The organism is Streptomyces sp. BB1-1-1 (assembly GCF_031597775.1).
GTDB lineage: Bacteria > Actinomycetota > Actinomycetes > Streptomycetales > Streptomycetaceae > Streptomyces > Streptomyces thinghirensis.
In genome coordinates, this window is sequence record NZ_CP134203.1 from 4,024,245 (window position 1) to 4,049,509 (window position 25,265).

The 25,265-nt window shown below is 73.7% G+C and carries 2 protein-coding genes; both read right to left on the bottom strand.

Annotation, left to right across the window (positions count from 1 at the left end; genetic code table 11):
* Window positions 1-27: 27 nt before the first annotated feature.
* Window positions 28-20,166 (bottom strand): non-ribosomal peptide synthetase, encoded by a 20,139-nt coding sequence (locus tag RI578_RS18480; RefSeq protein WP_310872097.1) that lies wholly within the window; start codon window positions 20,164-20,166, stop codon window positions 28-30.
* The gene (locus tag RI578_RS18485; protein WP_310872098.1) at window positions 20,163-25,235 is read right to left on the bottom strand and encodes a non-ribosomal peptide synthetase; all 5,073 of its coding nucleotides are present in this window, start codon (window positions 25,233-25,235) and stop codon (window positions 20,163-20,165) included. The genes RI578_RS18480 and RI578_RS18485 overlap by 4 nt, the downstream gene beginning before the upstream one ends.
* Window positions 25,236-25,265 lie beyond the last annotated feature (30 nt).

Below are 25,265 nucleotides of genomic sequence, written 5' to 3' on the forward strand. Positions count from 1 at the left end.
CGGCTTCGGGAGCCGGACGTGCGGGGGTCACCGGGCCCACTGCCCGGCGCGTTCGCCGCCGCCGATGCCGGACTGCTCGCGCAGGCCCGCCGAGACGGCCTTGATGGCGGCGCGGCCCGACACGGCGTTGGTCAGGACCACGAAGCCGGTGCCGTCGGAGATCCGGACGATCATCATGTTGCGGTAGCCGTGGGGCTCGCCGCCGTGCCCGGCCTCCAGTGCCGGGGCCTCTCCGTCGACGACCGTGCCCAGGCCGTAGAAGGTGCCTTCGCCGACGGGCGTGAGCAGTTCCTCGGCGAGCGGCTTCGACAGGAAGGCGAAGGGTTCGCCCAGGTAGGCCCTGCGCAGTTCGACGGCGACCTTGGCGAGGTCGGCGGCGGTGGACCAGAGACCGGAGGAGGCGAGGTGCGGTCCGACGCGCCAGCCGCCCTCGAGCGGGTCGCCGAGCGGCCCGTGTCCGACGGCCGCCGGCCTGCCCGACGTCTCCGGGTGGTCCTGGTCGAAGCTGCTGTGTGCCATGCGCAGCGGCTCGAAGACCGTACGGCGCATCAGCTCGGCGAACGGCAGCCCGGTGACGTCCTCCAACAGCCTCTGAACGACCCAGTAGTTGGTGTTGGACACCCGGAACCTGGTGCCGGGCGCCACCTCGCTGTGCACCTGGTCGAGCAGCTCGGACAGCGGCGGCAGTCCGGCGCCGGGGGCGACGCCCTCGTACGGTACGGAGACCAGGCCCGACCAGTGCGAGAGCAGCTGGCGCAGGGTGACGGCCACCGGGGTGCCGGCCGGGTCGGTGATCCGCCAGCCGCCGGTGAGCCGGGCGTTGACGTCCGTGTCGAGGTCGAGGGTGCCCTCGTCGACCAGGCGCAGCACGGCGAGTGCCGTGATGTGCTTGCTGATCGAGCCGGCCTGGAAGAGGGTCGTCGGGGTGACGGGCCGGGTCGAGCCCGCCTCAAGGACGCCGTAACCGTGCAGCGACGCGACCTCACCGTCCCGCAGGACCGCGACCGCGACGCCCGGGATGTGGTGCTCCTCCATGACGGGCAGCCGGTCGGCGGCGGGCGCCGCCGGGACGTTGTCGGTGACCGTCACCGCGGTGCCGGGGCCGGTCGCGGCGTCCAGTTCGGCGGCCAGGTCGGCCAGGGTGTGCGTCTGGTAGAGCATCTGGAGGGTGATGGGCAGGTTCAGCTTCCGGGCCGCCGCCATCACCTTGATGATGAGCATCGAGTGGCCGCCCAGCTCGAAGAAGTTGTCACCGGTGCCGACCCGGTCGAGGCCGAGGGTCAGCTCCCAGACGCCCGCCATGACCTTCTCCATCTCGGTGACGGGGGCCGTGTACGGGCGCTGTGCGTCGTTCTCGCCGGTGTGGCCGGGGGCGGGCAGGGCGCGGCGGTCGACCTTGCCGTTGGCGTTGAGGGGCAGGGCGGCCAGGGCGGTGAAGGAGGCCGGGATCATGTAGTCCGGCAGGCGCAGGGCGCAGAAGGCGGCCGGGTCCTCGACGGGCTGCCCGTCGCCGGTCGTGTAGTAGGCGGCGAGCCCGCGGTCACCGGTGTCCGTCTCGTGGACGGTGACGAACACCTCCCGAACGTCGGGGTGTTCGGCCAGCACGGCCTGGACCTCGCCCAGTTCGACGCGGTAGCCGCGGATCTTGACCTGGTCGTCGAGGCGGCCCAGGAACTCCACGTTCCCGTCCGCGCGCTGCCGCACCAGGTCACCGGTGCGGTACAGACGGGCACCCGGGACGCCGTACGGGTCCGGCAGGAACCGCTCCGCCGTCAGGTCCGGACGTCCCGCGTAACCGCGTGCCACCCCGGTCCCGCCGACGTACAGCTCCCCCGCCACACCCACCGGCACCGGCTGGAGCAGCCCGTCCAGCACGTACATCGTCATGTTGGGGACGGGGCGGCCGATCGGTACGACCTCCGAGGGCTGTTCCTCCGTCACCGGGTAGACGCAGGTGCCGACGGACGCCTCGGTCGGCCCGTACTCGTTGATCATTCCGCCGGGGCCGAGCAGGTCGAGCCACCGGTTGGCGACCTCGCCGGGGAAGGCCTCCCCGCCGGCCACGACCGTCCCGGTCAGCCCGGCGAGGGTCTCCTTGTCCAGCTGGTGGGCGAGGATCTCCAGGTGTCCCGGAGTCAGCTTCAGGAAGCTGTACGGGGCGCCGGCGGCCAGGTGTTCGCCCAGCCTGTCCAGGCCGATGTCCTGGGAGAAGGTGTGCACGGCCTGGCCGGCGACGAGCGGCGCCCAGATGTTCGGCACGACCAGGTCGAACGCGACGGACGAGAAGAGGGCGGTGCCCCCGGTCCCCCGGGACAGCCACTCCCGCGCGGCCCAGGCGACGTGGTTGACGAGGCCGCGGTGCGGCAGCTCGACCCCCTTCGGCGTCCCCGTCGAACCCGACGTGAAGATGACGTACGCCAGCCGGTCGAGATCGTCGGACCGCTCCGGCGCCGTCACCGGCAGCCCCTCCACCGACGGCCGCGAGGCGTCCAGGACCACCCGGGCACCCGATGTCTCGACGATCGCCGCGACCCGCTCGGCCGGAGACGCCGGATCGACCGGCACGTACGCCGCGCCCGCCTTCCACACGCCCAGCAACGACGCGATCAGCTCCGGGCCGCGGTCCAGGACCACCGCCACCCGCGACTCGTCACCGACCCCGCGCTCCCGCAGGAAGTGCGCGACCTGGTTCGCGCGGGCGTCCAACTCCGCGTAGGACAGGGCGACGTCGCCGGTGCGGACCGCGGTGGCCTCCGGCGTTCGCAGAGCCTGGGCCTCGAACAGCTCAAGGACCGACCGCGTCTCGGCCTCGTGACCCGTCTCGTTCCACTCCACCACCTGCCGCCGGTACTCCTCCGCCGGCAGATGTGCCTCGCGCGCCGAACCCTCCGGGTCCGCCGCCATCGCCTCCAGCACCGAGCGGAACATGGCCGCGACACCGTCGAGGTGCCGCTGGTCCACGACGTGGTTGTTGGCGTGCAGGTTGATCGATCCGCCGAGTGCCGAGACCCGCAGCCCGAACTCGAGGGCGCCCTCGCCGACCGTGGCCTCGGTGTCGATCAGGCCGTGGTCGATCTGGCGGAAGTCCTGGTAGGTGAAGGGCGCCTCGATGATCCGGTCGTCGGCGGCCAGTTCGTGCTGGATGACCGGCATCGGGAAGGCTCGGTGCCCCCAGAGTTCCGTCTCCCTGCCGTAGACCTGCGCCACCAGTTCGCGCCAGGTGCGGGCCGAGCGGTCGTGGGCGAAGGGCAGGGTGTTGAGGTGCATGCCGTAGACGGCGTCGGCGCCGAGGACCTCGGGCCTGGCGTTGCAGACGAGGCCGGTGAAGAAGCGCTCCTGGTCGGTGAGCAGGCTCATGGTCTTCAGGTGCGCCGCGTGCAGCACGCTCTTGAGCGACCCACCGGCGGCCGAGGCCAGGGCGCGCAGCGGCTCCTCCAGGTCCGCGTACGGGATCCTGCTGCGGCAGGCGACCGGCGCCGTGTCCGCGCGCTCGGCCCAGCCGGCCGGCAGGGCGAAGCGGTCGTGGCCCTCGATGATCGTCTGCCAGTAGGCGCGGTCCTCGGAAGAGGCGAGCGCGTCGCGTTCGGCGGCGATGAAGTCGGCGAACCTGACGACGGCCGTCGGGTCCTCGCCGGGCGCCTCGCCGTTCCTGGCGCGCCGGTACTCGCCGAGCACCTCCATCAGGAGGTTGCTGTGGCTCCAGCCGTCCAGGATGACGTGGCACTGGGTCACCGACAGCCACCAGGCGCCGTCGCCCTCGACGTGTGCGCCGAGCCGCAGCAGCGGGGCCGCCGTCAGGTCGAACAGCTCGGCGCGCTCGTCGGCGGTGAACTTCCGCAGGGAGTCGGCGAGCTCGGACTCGGTCAGGCCCCGCAGGTCCCGGAAGGTGACGACGGGTGCGGCGTCCGGGTGGACCAGCTGCATGGGCACGGAGTACGAGGTGAGGTCGAGGGACGTGCGCAGCACCTCGTGGCGGCCGGTGAGCACCGCCGCCGCCGTCCGCAGCGCCTCCGGGGAGAAGGACTGCTCGTCCCGGATCCGGACGGAGACCACGTTGTGGTACTTGTGCCGGCTGTCGCCGCTCTGCATCTCGACGACCATGCCGAGCTGGACCTGCGACAGCGGGTAGGCGTCGGCGAGCCCGGCCGGGAGCCGGTCCCGGTCCTCGTCGGCCACCAGGGCGAACGGCGCCGTCGGTGCCGTGGCGTCGGCGGCCGGGGCGGGGCGGCCGGTGGCCAGTTCGGCGAGCGCGGCCACCGTGCGGGCGGCGAGCACGTCGCGTACCGCGAGGTCGTGACCCGCGGCGCGCAGTGCGCCGACCACCACGAGGGCTCGGATGGAATCGCCGCCTAGGTCGAAGAAGCCGTCCTCGACACCGACCCGCTCGACACCGAGGGCATCGCGCCAGATGCCGGCGATCCGCTCCTCGGTCGGGGTGCGCGGAGCGACGTAGGCGCGGTCGCTGCCCAGCGCGGTGCCCTCCGGGGCGGGCAGGGCCCGCTTGTCGAGCTTGCCGTTCGTGGTCAGCGGCAGCGCGGCCAGCGGCACGAACGCGGCCGGCACCATGTACTCCGGCAGCGACGCCGACAAGTGCGCCCGCAGCTCACCCAGGCCCGGCACCTCCCCCGCCTTCACGGGCACGACGTAGCCGACCAGCCGCTTGTCACCCGGCGTGTCCTCGCGCACCACCACGACCGCTTCCCGCAGCCCCGGGTGCGCACCGAGCACGCTCTCGATCTCGCCGGGCTCGATCCGGAACCCGCGGATCTTCACCTGGTCGTCGGCGCGTCCGACGAACTCCAGGCTCCCGTCGGGCAACCGCCGCGCCAGGTCCCCGCTCCGGTACAGCCGCGAACCCGCCGGTCCGAACGGGTCGGGCACGAACCGCTCGGCCGTCAGGTCGGGCCGGTTCAGGTAACCGCGCGCCACACCCGGGCCCGCGACATGGATCTCACCCGCCACCCCGATCGGCACCAGGTCACCGTTGCCGTCGAGGAGGTGGACCCGCAGGTCGCTGAGCGGGCGGCCGATCGGGTTGCCGGCCTGCGGGTCGAGGTCGCGCCTGGTGAGCCGGTGGTAGGTGGTGTGCACGGTGGTCTCGGTGATCCCGTACATGTTCACCAGGGCGGTGCGGGCGAGGCCGAGCCGGTCGGTCCACGGCTTGAGGTCGGCGACCTCCAGCCTCTCGCCGGCGAAGACGACGGCGCGTACCGAGAGCTGCTTGACCCGGCGGTCCCCGTCACCGGCCGCGGCGACCAGGCCGCGGAAGGCGGACGGCGTCTGGCTGAGGACGGTGACCTCTTCCTCGACGAGGAGGTCGAGGAAGTCCTCCGGAGCGCGTGCCGTGTCCGCCGGTACGACCACGAGGCGGCCGCCGTGCAGCAGCGCACCCCACATCTCGAACACCGACACGTCGAAGGCGTAGCTGTGGAACAGCGACCACACGTCCGTCTCGTCGAACGCGTAGTGCTCCTGCGCCGTCGACATCAGCCGCACCACGTTGGCGTGGGTCAGCGCCACGCCCTTGGGGCGTCCCGTCGAACCGGACGTGTAGATCGTGTAGACGAGGTTGTCCGGGCTGCCCGCGCCCCCCGGATCGTCCGCCTCCTGCGCGGCGATCAGCTCGGCGTCGCCGTCGAGCAGCAGCAGCTCGCCCTCGAAGCGGCCGTCGAGGATCCCGGCCAGCGCCGAGGTCGTCACGACCACGGGGGCCGCCGTGTCCTGAACGATGTAGGCGAGGCGGTCCACCGGGTTCGCCGGGTCCAGCGGCGCGTACGCCGCGCCGGACTTCAGCACGCCGAGCAGTGCCGGCAACAGGTCCGGGCCGCGCTCCAGGCAGATGCCCACGAGCGTCTCCGGGCCCACGCCCTTGGCCCGCAGGACCCGCGCGATCCGGTTCGCCCGCGCGTTCAGCTCCGCGTACGACAGCGTCACCTCCCCGCTCGTGACCGCTCCCGCGTCCGGCGTCCGCGCCACCTGCTCCTCGAACAGCTCGTGCACCCGGCGGGTGACGGGCTCGGCGGACTCGGTGCTCTGTTCGCCGAGCAGCCGCTCGCGCTCGCCCGCGGGCAGGCACATGGCGCGGGCGTCGCCGTCGGCGTCGGCGGCCATCGACTCCAGGACCGCCCGGTACATGCCGGCGAGGCGTTCGGCGTGGGCCCGGCCGAGGACCTGGGTGGAGGTGGACAGGACGATGTTGTCGGCGGTGGCGTGGGCGGAAAGCCCGAACTCGGTGGGCGTCTCGCTGATGCGGACGTCGGAGTCGACCAGTTCGTCGTCGACCTGGTGGAAGTCGACGAAGTTGAACAGGACGTCGATCAGCCGGCCCGCGCGCGCCTCGCGCTGGATGGCGGGCATCGGGTAGCGGCGGTGATCCCAGACCTCCAGCTCCCGCTGGAAGACCTGGCCCACCAGCTCCCGCCAGGTGCGGGCGCGCCGGTCGTGCGCGAACGGCAGCGAGTTGAGGTGCATGCCGTAGACCCGTTCGGCGCCCGCGACCTCGGGCCGGCCGTGGCAGACCAGACCGGTGAAGAAGGCGGCGTCGCCGGTGAGCTGGCTCATCACCTTCAGGTGGGCGGCGTGCAGCACGCTCTTGAAGGAGGCGCCGGTGGTGGCGGCCAGGGCGCGCAGGTCGTCGGCCAGGTCCCCGAAGGTGACCTTGACGCGGTGGGAGCCCGCCGGTTGGTCCTTGCCCTCGGCCCAGCCGGTCGGAAGCTCGAACCTGGCGTACTCGGTGACGATGCCGGACCAGTAGGCACGGTCGTCCTCGTCGGCCAGGGACGCCAGCTCGCCTGCGATGAAGTCGGCGTACCGGACCGGGAGTTCCTCGTGGGCCACGGGGCGGCCGTCGCGCACCGCCCGGTAGGTCTCCAGGATCTCCATGACCAGCGAGGCGTGGCTCCAGCCCTCCAGGATCACGTGCGACTCGGTGAGGGTGAGCCACCAGGCGCCGTCGCCCTCGATGTGCGCGGCGGCCCGCAGCAGCGGTGCGGTGGACAGGTCGAACAGGTCCTCGCGCTGCGCGGTGACGTAGCCGCGCAGGGTGCTCTCCAGGTCCGCCCGGCCGAGCCCGGTCACGTCGTGCGCCGGGACGGTGACCGGGACGTCCGCGTGGACGACCTGCATCGGTACGGAGTAGCCGGTGGCGTGCACCGACGTGCGCAGGACGTCGTGGCGGGCGACCACGAGCCGGACGGCCTCGGTGAGGGCCGCGGCCGAGAACGGCGTCTCGTCCTTGATCCGGAACGACGTCACGTTGTGGTAGTTGCTGCGCCCGTCGTCGGCGAGCAGTTCGACGACCATGCCGGCCTGGACCTGCGAGAGGGGGTAGGCGTCATAGGCGCCCGCGGGCAGCTTCGCCCGGTCCTCGTCCGTGATGAGTGCGAACGGCGGCACCGCTGCCTCCTCCTGAGTCGTGTCCTGCCAGGTGGCGAGCTCGGCCAGGCGAGCGACCGTGCGGTGCTCGAAGACCTCGCGCACGCCGATGTCGAAGCCGGCCGCGCGCAGGGCGCCGGCCAGCGGCACGGCCCGGATGGAGTCGCCGCCCAGGTCGAAGAAGCTGTCGTGGACGCCGACCCGGTCGATGCCGAGCACGTCCTGCCAGACGGCGGCGATGTGCCGTTCGGCGTCGGTACGCGGAGCTAGGTGGGTGTCGCCCGGGACGAGCCCGGTCTGCGCCGGGGCGGGAAGGGCGCGCCGGTTGAGCTTGCCGTTGGCGTTCAGCGGGATGCCGTCGAGGGACACGTAGGCCGCGGGGACCATGTAGTCGGGCAGGGTCCGCGCGAGGTGGCCGCGCAGTTCGGCCGGGTCGGGGACCTCCTCGCCGGCCGGCACGAAGTAGCCGACCAGGCGCTTCTCGCCGGGAGTGTCCTCGCGGACCACGACGACGGCGTCGCGCACCCGCGGGTGCGTGCCGAGCGCGGCGGAGATCTCGCCGAGTTCGATGCGGAAGCCGCGGATCTTCACCTGGTCGTCGATCCGGCCGAGGAAGTCGAGGCTGCCGTCGGGGAGCCTGCGGGCCAGGTCGCCGGCCCGGTAGAGGCGGGCGCCGGGCTCGTTCCCGTACGGGTCGGGCACGAAGCGTTCGGCGGTGAGTCCGGGCCGGTTCAGGTAGCCGCGGGCGACGCCCGGACCGCCGACGTGGATCTCGCCGGGCACGCCGAGCGGGACCAGGTGGCCGGCGCGGTCGAGGAGGACGGTGCGCAGGTCGCCGAGGGGGCCGCCGACCGGGCTGGCGAGCGGCGCCGCCAGGTCCGCCGGGGTCAGCCGGTGGTGGGTGACGTGGACGGTGGTCTCGGTGATCCCGTACATGTTGATGAGCTGCGGGGTGCCGAGGCCCAACCGCCCGGCCCACGGAGCGAGTTCGCCGACCTCCAGCTTCTCGCCGCCGAAGACCACGGAGCGCAGGGCCAGCCGGCCGATGCGCGGGTCGCCGTCGCGGGCGGCGCCGACCAGGGAGCGGAACGCGGACGGCGTCTGGTTGAGCACGGTGACCCGCTCGTCGGCGAGCAGGCCCAGGAAGTCCTCGGGCGTGCGGGCCACGTCCCGCGGGACGACGACGAGCCGGCCGCCGTACAGCAGTGCGCCCCACAGTTCCCAGACGGAGAAGTCGAAGGCGTAGGAGTGGAAGAGGGTCCACACGTCCGCCGGTCCGAAGTGGAACTGTTCCTCGGTGACGGTGAACAGCCGCAGCACGTTGGCGTGGCTGAGGCAGACGCCCTTGGGCTGTCCGGTGGAGCCCGAGGTGTGGATGACGTAGATCAGGTCGTCGGCGGTGGCGAGCGGGGCCGGGTCGTCCGCGGGTTGCGCCGCGAGCGCCGCCGCGTCGTCGTCGAGGACGATCAGCTCACCGTCGTAGCGGCCCTCCAGGGCGCCGGCCGCGGACCGCTCGGTGAGGACGACCGGGGCCTGCGCGTCGGCCGCGATGTAGGCGAGCCGGTCGGCGGGGTAGGCCGGGTCGAGCGGCACGTAGGCGCCGCCCGCCTTGAGGACGCCGAGGAGCGCGGGCACCAGGGCGGCGGAGCGCTCCAGGCAGACGCCGACCAGGGTCTGCGGTCCGATTCCGCGGGCGCGCAGCAGGTGGGCGATGCGGTTGGCGCGTGCGTTGAGTTCGGCGTAGGTGAGCCGGGTGTCCTCGAAGGTGACGGCGACCGCGTCCGGGGTGCGGGCCGCCTGCTCCTCGAAGACGCCGTGGACGGTACGGGGGTCCGCGGGCGCCGTGGGCCGGGTGGTCCAGTCGGCGAGCAGCACCTCCCGCTCGCCCGGCGGCAGGTAGACGGCCCGGGCGTCGCCCCGCGGGTCGGCGGCCATGGACTCCAGGACCGCCCGGTACATGCCCGCGAGGCGTTCGGTGTCCGTACGGGAGAGGCTGGCGGTGCTGGTCTTCAGGTTCAGGTGGCCGGCCAGGGTGGTGACGGCGAGCCCGAACTCGATGCCGCCGGAGCCCACTCCCGACTCGACGTCCACGAGGTCGGTGTCGACCATCCGGAAGTCCTGGTAGTTGAAGACCACGTCGACGAGCCGGCGGCCGGCTCCCGTGCCGTGTGTCCGCTGCATCTCGGGCATCGGGTACTGGCGGTGGGGCCAGAGCGCCACTTCCTGGTCGAAGACCTGGCGCACCAGTTCGTGCCAGGTGCGGGCGGTGCGGTCGACGGCGAAGGGCACGGTGTTGACGTACATGCCGTAGACGCGGTCGGCGCCCGCCGCCTCGGGGCGGGTGTCGGTGACGAGCCCGGTGAAGAAGGACTCCTCGACGGTGAGCTGGCTCATCACCTTCAGGTGGGCGGCGTGCAGGACCGCCTTCAGGGAGACCTGGGCCGTCGACGCGAAGGTGCGCAGCCGCGGCTCCAGGTCGTGCAGCGGCACCCGGACCCGGTAGCTCTCCGCCGGGCCGGTGTCGGAGGTCGGGGCGGGGAGTCCGAACCTCTCGTACGTGTCGGTGATCCGCTGCCAGTACGCGCGGTCCTCCTCGGACTCCAGGGAGGCCAGTTCGGCGGCGATGAAGTCGGCGAAGCGCACGTCGGGCGCGGCGGGCGCGGTGACCTCGCCGGGCGCGGCACCGGCACGCAACTGCTCGTAGGTGTCGAGGAGTTCCATCATCAGGGCGTGGTAGCTCCAGCCCTCGGTGATGGCGTGCGACTCGGTGAGGGCGAGGTGCCAGGCCTGGTCGCTCTCGACGAGCGCGGCGACCCGCAGCAGCGGGGCGGCCGACAGGTCGAAGACGTCGGCCTTCTCGGCGGCGACGAACGCGCCGACGGCCGCGTTCTGCGCGGCGGGGTCCTGCCCGCGCAGGTCGTGGACGGCGACCGGGGTGGCGGCCTCGGTGTGCACCAGCTGCATCGGTACGGAGAAGCCGTCGAGCCGGAAGGAGGTGCGGAGCACGTCGTGGCGTGCCGTTACCAACCGGACCGCGCCGGCCAGGGCCTCGGCGTCGAAGGGCACCCCGTCACGGATCCGGTTGACGCTGACGTTGTGGTACTTGGCGGCCGCCGTGTCGGTGAGCATCTCGACGGCCATGCCGACCTGCACCTGGGACAGCGGGTAGGCGTCGTCGAGACCGGCCGGCAGCCGGTCGCGGTCCGCGTCGGTGACGAGGGCGAAGGGGGCGACCCCCGGCTCGGGCTCGGCGGGGGCGGGGCGGCCGGTGGCGAGTTCGGCGGCGGCCGCGACGGTGCGGCCCTCGAAGATCTCGCGGACCCCGAGGTCGAAGCCGGCCTCGCGCAGGGCGCCGATCAGCGAGACCGCGCGGATCGAGTCGCCGCCCAGGTCGAAGAAGCTGTCGTGGACGCCGATCCGGTCGACGCCGAGGACGTCCTGCCAGACCTCGGTGATGCGCTCCTCGGCGCGGCTGCGGGGTGCGACGTAGGCCGCGTCGGCGGCGAGCGAGGCGCGGTCGGGGACGGGCAGCGCCCGCTTGTCGACCTTGCCGTTGGCGGTGAGCGGGAGGGTGTCGAGGACGACGTAGGCGGTGGGCAGCATGTAGTCGGGCAGGGCGCCCGCGAGGGCCTCGCGCAGGGTGGCGGGGGCCGGGCTGTGGCCGTCCGCCGCGCTGACGTAGGCCGCGAGCTGCTTGTCGCCGGGGGCGTCCTCGCGCACGACGACGACGGCGTCCCTGACCGCGTCGAGGCGGGCCAGGGCCGTCTCGATCTCGCCGAGTTCGATGCGGAAGCCGCGCAGCTTGACCTGGTTGTCGATGCGGCCGATGAACTCGAGCCCGCCGTCTTCGAGCAGCCGCACCGAGTCGCCGGTGCGGTACAGGCGGGCGCCGGGCTCGTCCCCGTACGGGTCGGGCACGAAACGCTCGGCGGTCAGGTCGGGGCGGCCGTGGTAACCGCGGGCGAGGCCCACTCCGGCGACGTACAGCTCGCCGGGGACGCCGGCGGGCACCGGCCGCATCGCGGCGTCGAGCACCCGCAGCACGAAGCCGGGCATGGGGTGGCCGATCGGCGGGGTCACCGCCCCGGCCAGCGGTTCGCTGACGGAGGCGCAGACGGTCGTCTCGGTGGGCCCGTACGCGTTCAGCATGCGCCGCCCGGGCGACCAGGCGGCCACCAGGTCGGGGGTGCAGGCCTCGCCCGCGACCACCAGGGTCGCGGCGGCCGGCAGCCCGCCGTCCGGGGAGAGCACGGTGAGCGCGGTGGGCGGCAGGGTGAGGTGGGTGACCCCGTGTTCGGCGGTGAGCGCGGTCAGTCCGGGGCCGGGCATCAGCCGGTCGGCGGGGGCGAGGACCAGCGTCGCGCCGGACAGGACCGTCTGGGCGAGGTCGGCGAAGGCCGCGTCGAAGCTGATCGAGGCGAACTGCAGGACCCGGTCGCCGGGAGCGATCCCGAAGGCGCCGGCCTGCGCGTCGGCGAGGTTGCGGGTGCCGCGGTGGGTGACGACGACGCCCTTGGGGCGGCCCGTGGAGCCCGAGGTGTAGATGACGTAGGCGGCGTGGTCGACGTCCAGTGCGACGTCGGGGGCGGTGGCGGGCCGGGCGGCGATCCGGTCGGCGTCCCCGTCGAGGAGGACGACGGCCGCGTCGTGGGCGGGCAGCCTGGTGAGGAGGTGTTCCTGGGTGACCAGGACGGGCAGCGCGGAGTCCGCCAGCATGTACGCGAGCCGGTCGGCGGGGTAGGCCGGGTCGAGCGGCACGTAGGCGCCGCCGGCCTTCATGATGCCGAGCAGGCCGACGATCAGGTCCGGGCCGCGTTCGGCGCTGATGCCGACGAGGGTTTCGGGGCCGACGCCGAGGCCGGTCAGGTGGTGGGCGAGCCGGTTGGCGCGGGCGTCGAGTTCGGCGTACGTGAGGGTGGTGTCCTCGTGCACGAGCGCGACGGCGTCCGGGGTGCGGGCGACGTGCGCGGCGAACTGCGCGGGGACGGTCCGGGGTTCGGCCGCGGTCGCGGGACCGGTCAGCGCGACGAGCAGCTCGCGCTCGCCCGCCGGCAGCCGGTCGGCGCGCGCGTCACCGTTCGGGTCGGCGGCCATCGCCTCCAGGACCGCCTGGTACAGGGCGGCGAGCCGTTCGACGTTCCGGGTGCTGAGGGCGTGGGTGTGGCTGCTGAGCCCGAGGTGTCCGCCGAGCACGGAGACGTGCAGGGCGAACTCGGTCGCGGCGTCGTGCACCGCGCCCGCCATGTCCACCTGGCCGGTGTCGACCTGGTGGAAGTCCAGGTAGTTGAAGACCACGCTGATCAGCCGGTGGCCGCCGGCCAGCCGCTGGATCGCGGGCAGCGGGTAGCGGCGGTGCGGCCAGGTGCCGGCCTCGCGGGCGAAGACCTGCTGGGCCAGCTCCCGCCAGGTGGTGGCGGAGTTCCGGTCGAAGGGGTGCGGCAGGGTGTTGAGGTGCATGCCGTACACCCGCTCGGCGCCCGGGGCCTCGGGACGGCCGTGCGAGACGATGCCGGTGAAGAACGCCGGCTCGTCCGTCAGCATGCTCATCACCTTCAGGTGGGCGGCATGCAGGACGCTCTTGTACGAGACCCGGGCCGCGGCCGCGAACGCCCGCAGCGGACGCTCCAGCCGGCGCAGGTCGACGCGGGCCCTGGAGGGGCGGCGCGGGCCGTCCGTCTCGGCCCAGGAGGCGGGGAGGTCGAAGGGCGCGTACGTGTCGAGGGTGTGCTGCCAGTAGGCGCGGTCGTCGGCGGAGTCCAGGGACTCCAGCTCGCCCGCGATGAAGTCGGCGTACCGGACGGCGATCGGCTCGTGCGCGTCCGTGACGCCGTTGTCCCTCAGCTGCCGGTAGCAGTCGAGGATCTCCATCAGGAGGGAGTGGTGGCTCCAGCCCTCGGTGACGACATGCGGCTGGGTCAGGCCCAGGTACCAGGAGTCGTCGGCATCGACGAGCGCGGCGATCCGCAGCAGCGGGGCGGCCGTCAGGTCGAAGAGCCGGGCGCCCTCGTCGCGCCGGAAGCCGGCCAGCGCCTCGGCGCGCTCCTCGTCGGTCGCGAGATCCCGCAGGTCGTGCACGGTCACCGGAACCTCGGCGTGGGCGTGCACGAGCTGCACGGGCACCGAGTAGGCGGCCAGCTCGATCGACGTGCGGAGGATGTCGTGGCGGCCGGTGACCGTACGGGCGGCCGCGCGCAGCGCCGCCACGTCGAAGGGGGCGCCGTCCGGGTCCTGGATCCGGAAGAGGCTGACGTTGTGGTACTTGTTGCCGCCCTCCTCGGCGAGCATCTCGACGACCATGCCGGTCTGCACGAGGGAGAGCGGGTACGCGTCCTGGACCCCGGCGGGCAGCGCGTCCCGGTCCGCCTCCGGGAGGAGGGCGAACGGTGCCACACCGATCGACGCGGCCTTCTCGGGCGCCGGCCGGCCGGTGAGGAGTTCGGCGAGCCGGGCGACGGTGCGGTACTCGAAGACGTCGCGCACGCCGATGTCGAAGCCCGTGGCGCGCAGCGCGCCGACCAGGGCGACGGCACGGATGGAGTGGCCGCCGACGTCGAAGAAGTCGTCGTCCACCGACACCCGTTCGCGCTCCAGGACCCGGCGCCAGACGGCGGCGATCTGCTCCTCGGCGTCGGTGCGCGGTGCGACGTGACCGTCCTGCCCGTCCTGCCCGGCGTCCGCGCCGGGGGCGGGCAGGGCGCGGCGGTCGACCTTGCCGTTGGCGTTGAGGGGCAGGGCGGCCAGGGCGGTGAAGGAGGCCGGGATCATGTAGTCCGGCAGGCGCAGGGCGCAGAAGGCGGCCGGGTCCTCGACGGGCTGCCCGTCGCCGGTCGTGTAGTAGGCCGCGAGACCGCGGTCACCGGTGTCCGTCTCGTGGACGGTGACGAACACCTCCCGAACGTCGGGGTGTTCGGCCAGCACGGCCTGGACCTCGCCCAGTTCGACGCGGTAGCCGCGGATCTTGACCTGGTCGTCGAGGCGGCCCAGGAACTCCACGTTCCCGTCCGCGCGCTGCCGCACCAGGTCACCGGTGCGGTACAGACGGGCACCCGGGACGCCATACGGGTCCGGCAGGAACCGCTCCGCCGTCAGATCCGGACGACCCGCGTACCCACGCGCTACCCCGGTACCGCCGACGTACAGCTCCCCCGCCACACCCACCGGCACCGGCTGGAGCAGCGCGTCCAGCACGTACATCGTCATGTTGGGCAGCGGACGGCCGATCGGCACGACCTCCGAGGGCCTTGCCTGGGTCACCGGGTGGATACAGGTGCCGACGGAGGCCTCGGTCGGCCCGTACTCGTTGATGAGCCGGCCGGGCCCGAGGGCGGCGAGCCAGCGGCCCGCGACCTCGCCGGGCAGCGCCTCACCGGCGACCACGACCGTCCCGGCCAGGGACGCTACCGTCCCGGGGTCCAGCTGGTGGCCGAGGATCTCCAGGTGTCCCGGGGTGAGCTTGATGAAGCTGTACGGGCCCTGAGCCACCAGGTGCGCGCCGAGGTCGGCCATGTCGACGGCCGCCGACACCGTGTGCACGGCCTGTCCCACGACGAGCGGCGCCCACAGGTTCGGCACGACGAGGTCGAAGGCGACGGAGGAGAACAACGGCGCCCCGCCCGTGCCCTGTGCCGCCAGCTCTCGCGCGGCCCAGGCGACGTGGTTGACCAGGCCGCGGTGCGGAAGCTCGACCCCCTTCGGCGTCCCCGTCGAACCCGACGTGAAGATGACGTACGCCAGCCGGTCGAGATCGTCGGACCGCTCCGGCGCCGTCACCGGCAGCCCCTCCACCGACGGCCGCGAAGCGTCCAGGACCACCCGGGCACCCGAGGTCTCGACGATCGCCGCGACCCGCTCGGCCGGGTAGGACGGGTCCACCGGCACGTAGGCCGCGCCCGCCTTCCACACACCCAGCAACGACGCGATCAGCTCCGGGCCGCGGTCCAGGACCACCGCCACCCGCGACTCGTCACCGACCCCGCGCTCCCGCAGGAAGTGCGCGATCCGGTTCGCCCGTGCGTCCAACTCCGCGTAGGACACGCCCAGGTCGCCGGTGCGGACTGCGGTGGCCTCCGGTGTCATGGCCGCCTGCGCCTCGAACAGCTCCAGGACCGACCGTATCTCGGCCTCGTGACCCGTCTCGTTCCACTCCACCACCTGCCGCCGGTACTCCTCCGCCGGCAGATGCGCCTCCCGCGCCGAGCCCTCCGGGTCCGCCGCCATCGCCTCCAGCACCGAGCGGAGCATCCCGGCCAGGCGGTCGGTGTCCTCCCGGCTCAGGGCGTGGGGCGAGGCGGTGAGGACCAGGTGGCCGATGCGGGCGGAGACGCCGAGCGGGAACTCGGTCGGGCTGTCGTCGATGCTCGCCAGGTAGTCGACGCGGTCGCGGTCGACCTGGTCGAAGTCGTGGTAGCTGAAGCGCATGTCGATCAGGCGCTCGCCGTCGGCGAGTTCACGCTGGATGACGGGCATGGGATAGGCCCGGTGCGGCCAGAGTTCGATCTCGCGGGCGAAGACCTGGGCGACGAGCTCGCGCCAGGTGCGGGCCGAGCGGTCGTGGGCGAAGGGCAGGGTGTTGAGGTGCATGCCGTACACCCGGTCCGCGCCGAGGACCTCCGGCCTGGCGTTGCAGACCAGGCCGGTGAAGAAGCGCTCCTCCTCGGTGATCAGGCTCATGGTCTTCAGGTACGCCGCGTGCAGCACGCTCTTGAGCGACGCGCCCGCCTTCGTCGCCAGTGCCCGCAGCCGGTCCTCCAGGTCGTGGAAGGGGACCGGGACGCGGCAGGGCTGTCCGGCGTCCTGGTCGTCGCCGGCCCACAGGGCCGGGACGGTCAGCCGGGCGTGGTCGGTGACGATGTCCTGCCAGTAGTCGCGCGAGTCCGGCGAGGCGAGCGTCGACAGTTCGGCTGCGACGAAGTCCGCGAAGCGGGCCGTGGGCCCGTCCGGCGCGGCGGCGAGGGGCTCGCCGTCCCGGACCCGCCGGTACTCCTCCAGGACCTCCATCAGGAAGGAGTGGTGGCTCCAGCCGTCCAGGATCGCGTGGCACTCGGTGTTGGTGAGCCACCAGCTGCCGTCGCCCGCGAGGTGCGCGTGCAGCCGCAGCAGCGGGGCGGTGGCCAGGTCGAAGAGGTCGGCGCGCTCGGCGGCCGTGAACTCCCGCAGGGAGCGGAGGAGCGCCTCCTCGTCGAGGGCGCTCAGGTCGCGCACGCCGACGGTCATCTCGGCGTGCGTGTGCACGAGTTGCAGCGGTACGGAGTAGGCGGAGAGGTCCACGGAGGTGCGCAGGACGTCGTGCCGGGCGGCGACGACGGCCGCGGCCTCGCGCAACGCCGCCTCGCAGAAGGGCCGTTCGTCGCGTATTCGGAACGAGGTGACGTTGTGGTACGGGTGCTTGCCGTCGTCGGTCAGCATCTCGACGACCATGCCGAGCTGGACCTGCGACAGCGGGTAGGCGTCCGCGAGGCCCTCCGGGAGCCGGTTCCGGTCCTCGTCCGCCACCAGGGAGAACGGGGCGACGGTGGCGGGCCGGGCGGCCGGCGCAGGGCGGCCGGTGACGAGTTCGGCGATGCGGGCGACGGTGCGGTACTCGAAGACGTCGCGCACGGCCAGGTCGTATCCGGCGGCGCGCAGCCGTCCGACGAGGGTGACCGCCCGGATGGAGTGTCCGCCTAGCTCGAAGAAGCCGTCCTCGACGCTCACCCGGTCGAGGCCGAGCACGTCCTGCCAGACCTCGGCGATCCGCTCCTCCACGACGGTGCGCGGGGCGACGTACGCCGTCGCGCCGACGGCGTCCTGGCCGGGGGCGGGCAGGGCGCGCTTGTCGAGCTTGCCGTTGGTGGTCAGCGGCAGCCGGTCGAGGACGACGAAGGCGGCCGGGACCATGTACTCGGGCAGTGCGGCGGCGAGCAGGGCGCGCAGCTGGGCCGGGGCGGGAGCGTCGGCGTCGTCCGCGGTGACGTAGGCGACGAGCCGGACGTCGCCGGGGGTGTCCTCGCGGACCAGGACGACCGCGTCGCGGACCACCTCGTGGGCGGCGAGGGCGTTCTCGATCTCGCCGAGTTCGATGCGGAAGCCGCGGATCTTGACCTGGTCGTCGGCGCGGCCGAGGAACTCCAACTGGCCGTCGAGGAGCCGGCGGGCCAGGTCGCCGCTCTTGTAGAGGCGGGCGCCGGCCGGTCCGTACGGGTCGGGGACGAAGCGCTCGGCGGTCAGCTCGGGGCGGTTGAGGTAGCCACGGGCGACGCCCGGACCGCCGACGTGGATCTCGCCGGGGACGCCGATCGGCACCAGCTCGCCGTTGGCGTCGAGGAGGTGGACGGTCAGGTCGGCCAGGGGGTGGCCGATGGGGTTGCCGGACCGCGGGTCGAGGTCCGCGTCGGTCAGCCGCCGGTAGGTGGTGTGCACGGTGGTCTCGGTGATCCCGTACATGTTCACCAGGGCGGTGCGGTCCAGGCCGATGCGCTCCGCCCACGGGCCCAGCTCGGAGACCTCCAGCTTCTCGCCGGCGAAGACCACGGCGCGCAGGGCGAGCCGGTCGATACGCGGGTCGCCGTCGCGGGCGGCGCCGGTCAGCGCGCGGAACGCGGAGGGCGTCTGGTTGAGGACGGTGACGCCCTGGTCGACGAGGAGGTCGAGGAACTCCTCGGGCGAGCGGGTCACCGCGAAGGGGACGACGACGAGGCGACCGCCGTGCAGCAGCGCGCCCCACATCTCCCAGACGGAGACGTCGAAGGCGTAGCTGTGGAACAGCGGCCACACGTCGGTCTCCGCGAAGGCGTAGTGCTCCTGCCCGCGCGCGAGGAGCCGCACCACGTTCTCGTGGGTGAGGGCGACGCCCTTGGGGCGGCCCGTGGAGCCCGAGGTGTAGATGGTGTAGATCAGGTTCTGGGGAGTGCCGGCCACGCCGGGGGCGGTGGCGGGCTGGGCGGCGAGGAGGGCGGCCTCGGTGTCCAGTTCGACCACGTCGCCCTCGTACCGCCCGTCGAGGACGGCGGCCTGGGCGGCGGTGGTCAGCACCACCGGGGCGTTCGCGTCCTTGACGATGTACGCGAGGCGGTCGGCGGGGTTGGCCGGGTCGAGGGGCAGGTAGGCGGCGCCCGACTTGAGCACGCCCAGGAGTGCGGGCATCAGTTCGATGCCGCGTTTTAGGCAGATGCCGACGAGGTCCTCGGGGCCGACGCCCTTGGCGCGCAGCAGGTGCGCGATGCGGTTGGCGCGGGTGTCCAGCTCGGCGTACGAGAGTTCCTGGTCCTCGAAGACGACGGCCACGGCGTCCGGGGTGCGGGCCGCCTGCGCCTCGAAGACCTCGTGGACGCGGCGGGTGACCGGCTCCACGCGTTCGGGGCCGCCGGCGAGCAGGGCCCGCTCGTCGGCGCCGAGGACGCCGGCCGCGGACAGGCGCGTGGCCGGGTCGGTGGTGACGGTCTCCAGGAGGCGCAGCAGGTGGTCCGCCATGCGCTCCACCGTCGCGCGGTCGAACAGGGCGGTGGCGTACTCGAAGCGGCCGGTGAACGAGCCGTCGGCGCCCTCGGTCAGCTGGAGGTCGAGGTCCGTCTTCGCGACACGGCCGGTGCCGAGGTACGGCTCCGCCGTGAGCCCGGCCAGCTCGAAGGCGGCCGTCCGCTCGCCGTGCATGGTGAACGCCACCTGGTAGAGCGGCGTACGGGACATGTCGCGCTCCGGCTGGAGCCGGTCCACGAGCTGGGCGAAGGGCACCGCCTGGTGGTCGAAGGCGTCGAGCACGGTGGAGCGGGTGGCGTCGAGCAGTTCGCCGAAGGACGCGTCCGCGCTCCAGCGGCCGCGCAGGACGAGGCTGTTGATGCCGTAGCCGATCAGGCCCTGGAGTTCGGGCAGGGTGCGCCCCGAGCCGACGGTGCCGACGGCGACGTCGGTGCGGCCGGTGTAGCGGCCGATCAGGCCCTGGAAGGCGGCGAGCACCACCATGAAGGGGGTGGCCTCGTGGCTCCGGCCCGTCGCGCGGACGCGGTCGGCGAGCGGGGCGGGCAGGGTGAAGGCGACGGTGTCGCCCGCCGCGTCCCGCACGGCCGGCCGCGGTCGGTCGGCCGGCAGTTCCAGCGCCTCCAGGTCCGCCAGCTGAGCGGTCCAGTAGTCGAGTTGCCGGGCCAGGGCGCCGCCGTTCAGCTCCGCGCGCTGCCAGGTCGCGTAGTCCGCGTACTGCACCGGCAGGGGCGCCAGCGGGTTGTCGGCGCCGCTGGTGAACGCGCCGTAGAGGGCGGAGAGTTCCTGGCCGAGGACGCCGGTGGACCAGGCGTCGCAGGCGATGTGGTGGAAGACGACCGACAGCACGTGGTCGTCGGCGGCGCGCCGCAGCAGCCGGGCGCGCACCGGCCACTCGCCGGCCAGGTCGAAGGAGCGGCCCATGTCGTCCTCGACGGCACGCAGCAGGCTCTCCTCGTCCGCGACCACGGTGACGTCCAGCGCGGTGGGGCGCGGGGCGTCGATGACCTGGACGGGTTCGTCACCGGCGAGCGCGTAGCGGGTGCGCAGGATCTCGTGGCGCTCCAGGAGCGTCTGCCAGGCGCGGCCGAGCGCCCCGGTGTCCAGCGGACCGCGCAGTCGCAGCACGAGCGGCACCAGGTACTCGGTGCTGTTCGGCTCCAGCCGGTTCAGGAACCACATCTGCTGCTGGCCGTACGACAGCGGCAGGGGGGCCGTGCGGTCCGCGCGCGGCACCGCGGTGCGCCGGCCGGCGCCGCGCCGGCCCGCCATCCGGCGGCGCAGCAGCTCGTCGCGGAGTGCCGCGGTGTCCCGGACCGTCTGAGCCTTGTCCCCGGTCATGCGTCGTACCCCTTCACCAGCAGTTCGTCATTCACGAGTTCCGAGTCGGTGAGCGCGGCGATCTCCGCCTTGACGCGCTCCTCGACGGTGGCCGCGAGGCGCGCGACGGTGGGTCCCTCGAACACCGTGCGCACCGCGAAATCGATCTCGAACTCCTCCTGGATGCGGGAGATCAGCCGGATCGCGAGGATCGAGTTGCCGCCCACGTGGAAGAAGTTGTCGTGCGCGCCCGCCCGGGTGCCGAGCAGCTCGGTCCAGATCTCGGCGATGCGTTCCTCGACGGGACCGCTCGGCGGCACCCGGTCCGCCGGGCCGGGGTCCGTGCCGGGCAGGGGCAGGGCGCGCCGGTCGACCTTGCCGTTCGCGTTGAGGGGCAGCGCGTCGAGCGGGGTCCAGACGGCGGGGACCATGTAGTCCGGCAGCAGCCGGGCGCAGTGCGCGGCGAGGGTGCCGGCGGGGTCGCCCACGGGGTCGCCGCCGGGCTCCGGGTCTCCGGGCTCGGGGACGTAGTAGGCGACGAGCTGCTTCGCCCCGTCGTCGGTCGCGTGGACGGTGAGGAACGCCTCGCGCACCGCGGGGTGGCCGGCCAGGACGGCCCGGACCTCGCCGAGTTCGACGCGGTAGCCGCGGATCTTGACCTGGTCGTCGAACCTGCCGAGGAACTCGACGTTGCCGTCGGCCCGCCGGCGAACCCGGTCGCCGGTCCGGTAGACGCGGGCGCCGGGCGTGCCGAACGGGTCGGGCAGGAAGCGTTCGGCGGTCAGGTCGGGGCGGTTCGCGTAGCCGCGGGCCACGCCCGTACCGCCGACGTACAGCTCGCCCGCGACGCCGGCGGGCACCGGCTGGAGCCGGTCGTCCAGGACGTACATCGTCATGTTCGGCAGCGGCCGGCCGATCGGCAGGATCTCCGTGCCGGTCCCTTCGGACGCCTCGGGCACCTCGAAGACGCAGGTGCCCACGGAGGCCTCGGTCGGCCCGTACTCGTTGACCAGGCGGGTGTCGGGGGCCAGGGCCCGCCACCGCTCCAGAGTGGCCCGCGAGAAGGCCTCCCCCGCCACGACGAGGACCGGGGCCAGCGCACCGGCCTGGGCCGGGGTCAGTTGGAGGGCGAGCACGTCGAGGTGGCCGGGGGTGAGCTTCACGAAGCTGAACGGTTCGGCCTCGGCGAGGTGCTTGCCCAGCTCCGAGAGGTCGGTGTCCTGCGGCAGCAGGAACAGCCGCTGCCCGGTGACCAGCGGCGCCCACAGGTTGGGGACGACGAGGTCGAAGGCGACGGACGAGAAGAGCGGCGCCCCGCCGTAGTCGCGCGGCGCCAGCTCCCGCGCCGCCCAGGCGACGTGGTTGACGAGGCCGCGATGGGTGACCTCGACGCCCTTGGGCGTCCCGGTGGAGCCCGACGTGAAGATCACGTAGGCGAGCCGGTCGAGGTCGTCGGTGCGGGCGGGCCGGGTGGCCGGCATGGCCGCGATCCGGGCCGCGTCGGTGTCGACCAGGACCGCGCCGTCCCCGGCGGTCGCCGTGTACGCGCTCGACGTGATCACCGTGCGCGCGCCCGCGCTCCGGCGCATCGCGGTGAGCCGCTCGGCGGGGCAGGAGGGGTCGACAGGCAGATAGGCGCCGCCGGCCTTCCACACCGCGAGCAGGGCCGTGACCAGCTCGGGCCCGCGGTCCAGGAGCACCGCGACCCGCGACTCGGCGCCGACGCCCCGCTCCCGCAGCAGGTGCGCGAGGTGGTTGGCGCGGGCGTCCAGCTCGCCGTAGGTGACGCTTTGCGAGCCGTACGAGAGGGCGGTGACGTCCGGGTCGGCGGTGGCCCAGGCCTCGACGAGGGCGAGGACGCTCTCGGACTCGGCGCTGACCTCGGTGTCGTTCCATCCGACGAGGAGGCGGCCGCGCTCGTCGGCCGACAGGAAGTCGACCTTGCCGAGCGGCAGGTCGGGCTGCTCGGCGACCTGCCGGAGCAGGCTGGTGAAGTGTCCGGCGAGCTGCTCGACGGTGGCGCGCTCGAAGAGGCTGGTGGCGTATTCGAGTACGCCGTCCAGGGCGCCGTCCCCCGTCCTGCGCATGAACAGGGAGAGGTCGGTCTTGGCGACCTGCCAGGCGGCGGTGAAGGCCGCCATGTCCGCGTCCTCGGTGGCGACGCTGGTGACGCCCTCGCTGTGCAGGTCGAAGGCGACCTGGTAGAGCGGGGTGCGGGAGAGGTCGCGCTCGGGCTGGAGCTCGTCGACGAGCCGCTCGAAGGGCAGTTCCTGGTGGGCGAAGGCGGCTCGCGCGGCCTGGCTGACCCGGTCGAGGGCGTCGGCGAAGGTGACGTCGGCGTCCAGCGCGCACCGTACGACGAGGGAGTTGAGGAAGAAGCCGACGGTGCCCTCGGTCTCGGGGCGGCCGCGGCCGGCGACGGGGGTGCCGACCGGGATGTCCCAGCTGCCGCTGTAGCGGGCGATCAGGGTGGCGTAGGCGGTGAGCAGCGTCATGAAGGGCGTGGCACGGTGCGCCTTGCCCAGCTCGGTCAACCGGTCGGCCAGTTCGGGCTCGACGCGGAAGGGGACGACGGCTCCGCGCGGGTCGCGCTCGGCCGGGCGGGGACGGTCCAGGGGCAGGTCGACGGGTTCGATGCCGGCCAGCGCGGTGCGCCAGTGGGCCAGCTCGCCGGCGATGAACTCCTCGGTGTGCCGGGCGTGCTGCCAGGCCGCGTAGTCCGCGTACTGCACGGCGAGCGCGGGCAGCCGCGGCTCGCGGTCCGCCTCGAACGCGGCGCACAGCTGACGCAGCTCACGCTCCAGGACGACGGTGGACCACCCGTCGACGGTGATGTGGTGCAGGGTGAGGAGCAGCACGTCGCCGTCGTCGGTGCGGGCGAGCAGCGCCCGCCACAATGGCCCCGAGGCCAGGTCGAAGCCGCGCTCGAACTGCTCGCGGAACAGCCGCTCCAGGCCGTCGCGTGGGGTGTCCTCGACACGCAGCTCGACCGGTCGCGCACCGGCCTCGCCGATCACCTGGTACGGCTCGCCGCCCCGGTCCGGATAGCGGGTGCGCAGCGCCTCGTGGCGGGCGGACAGTGCGTCCAGGGCGCGCCGCACGGTGTCGGCGCCGGTGCCCTCGGGCAGCCGCAGGAAGAGCGGGGCCACCCACTCGGGGCTGCCCGGGTGCATCCGGTCCAGGAACCACAGGCGGCGCTGGCCGGACGACAGCGGCAGTTCGCCGTCGCGCGGGACGGGCACGATCGGGCTCTCGTCGGCGGCGGGGACCTCGATGAGGCCGGCCTGCCCCTCGACGGTGGTGGCCCGCAGCAGTCCGCGCAGCGAGATCTGCGCGCCGGACGCGGCGCGCAGCCTCGCGGCGAGGCGGGTCAGCTGGAGGGAGGTGCCGCCGAGGGCGAAGAAGTCGTCGTGCGCCCCGACCCGGTCCGCGCCGAGCAGGTCGGCCCAGGCGTCCGCGACGAGCTGCTCGGCGGCGGTGCGCGGGGTGACGAACGACGGCCGGCCGGCCGCGGCGATCTCGCCCGGGGTGGGCAGCAGGGCCCGGTCGACCTTGCCGTTGGTCGTGAGCGGGAAGGCGTCGAGGGTGTGGAAGAACGACGGGACGTGGCTCTCAGGGAGCCGCTCGCGCAGGAAGGCGCGCAGCGCGTCGGCCGACGGGCCGGCGGCCTCGGGACCGGCCGCGGTGAGGTGCGCGGCGAGCCGCTTGCTGCCGCCCTCCGCCTCGTACGGCACGACGACCGCGCCGGTGACGCCGGGGTGCGCGGCGAGCGCCGCCTCGATCTCGGCCGGTTCGACGCGGACGCCGTTGACCTTGACCTGGTGGTCGAGCCGGCCCAGGTAGTCGAGGGTGCGGTCGGAGCGCCAGCGCACCAGGTCGCCGGTGCGGTAGAGGCGGGAGCCGGGCTCGCTCGCGTAGGGGTCGGGCACGAAGCGCTCGGCGGTCAGGTCGGGGCGGCCGAGGTAGCCGCGGGCCACGCCGGTCCCGCCCGCGTACAGCTCGCCCGGGGTGCCGATCGGGACCGGGTCGCCGTTCGGGTCGAGGACCAGGACGCGCATTCCGGGGATGGGGCGGCCGATGGGTATCGGGCCGCTGGTCTGCGCCGGGTCGACGGGCTGGGCGGTGATGTCGATGGAGCACTCGGTGGGCCCGTAGGTGTTCCACACCTCCAGCGCCGGGCCGGCCTTCTCGCGCAGCCGGGCGACGAGTTCGCCGTGCAGTGCCTCACCGGCGGAGAACAGCAGCCGCAGGGAGCCGCAGCCGGTCCAGTCGCCCTCCTCGACGAGGACGCGCAGGACGGAGGGGACCACCTGGAGGACGGTGACGCGGTGGTCGGCCACCGCGCGCAGGAGCGCCGCCGGGTCCCGCTCGGCGCCGCGCGGTGCGAGGACCACGCTGCCGCCGCCGACCAGCGGGGCGAAGATCTCCCAGCCGGCCGCGTCGAAGCCGATGGACGTCTTCTGCAGGACGCGGTCGGCGGGGCCGAGGCCGTGCTTGCGCACGGTCCAGCCGACGCGGTTCGCGATGCCCGCGTGGGTGATGACGACGCCCTTCGGGGTGCCGGTGGAGCCGGAGGTGAAGACGGTGTAGGCGGCGCCGTCCGGGTCCGCGCCGCCCGCGGGTCCGGTGTCCGGCAGCTCGGCGGGCACCTCCTCGGGCCCCGCCCGGCGGGCACCCGCCTCGCGTACGGCGCCTTCGAGCGCCGGGCCGGCCAGCACGACCCGGGCGCCCGCCGCGCGGACCAGGCCGGTCAGCCGGGCCGGCGGCTGCGCCGGGTCCAGCGGCAGGTAGGCGGCCCCGGACTTCCACACCCCGAGCAGCGCGACGACCAGGTCCGCGCCGCGTTCCAGGCCGACCCCGACGACGGAGTCCGGCCCGGCCCCCAGCCCCCGCAGGAAGTGCCCCATGCGGTTCGCCGCGCGGTCCAGCTCCGCGTACGTCACCGTGCGCGCGCCGTCGACGACGGCGACCGCGTGCGGCGTGCGCAGGGCCTGTGCGGCGAACCTCTCGTGCAGAAGAGGGGTGCCTCCGGCCGCCGACGGCCGGGGACGGATGTCGGGGACGTCACCCGACCGCTGTTCGGCGTTCACGAGATCTCCTGTTCCGAAGTGCGAAAGAGA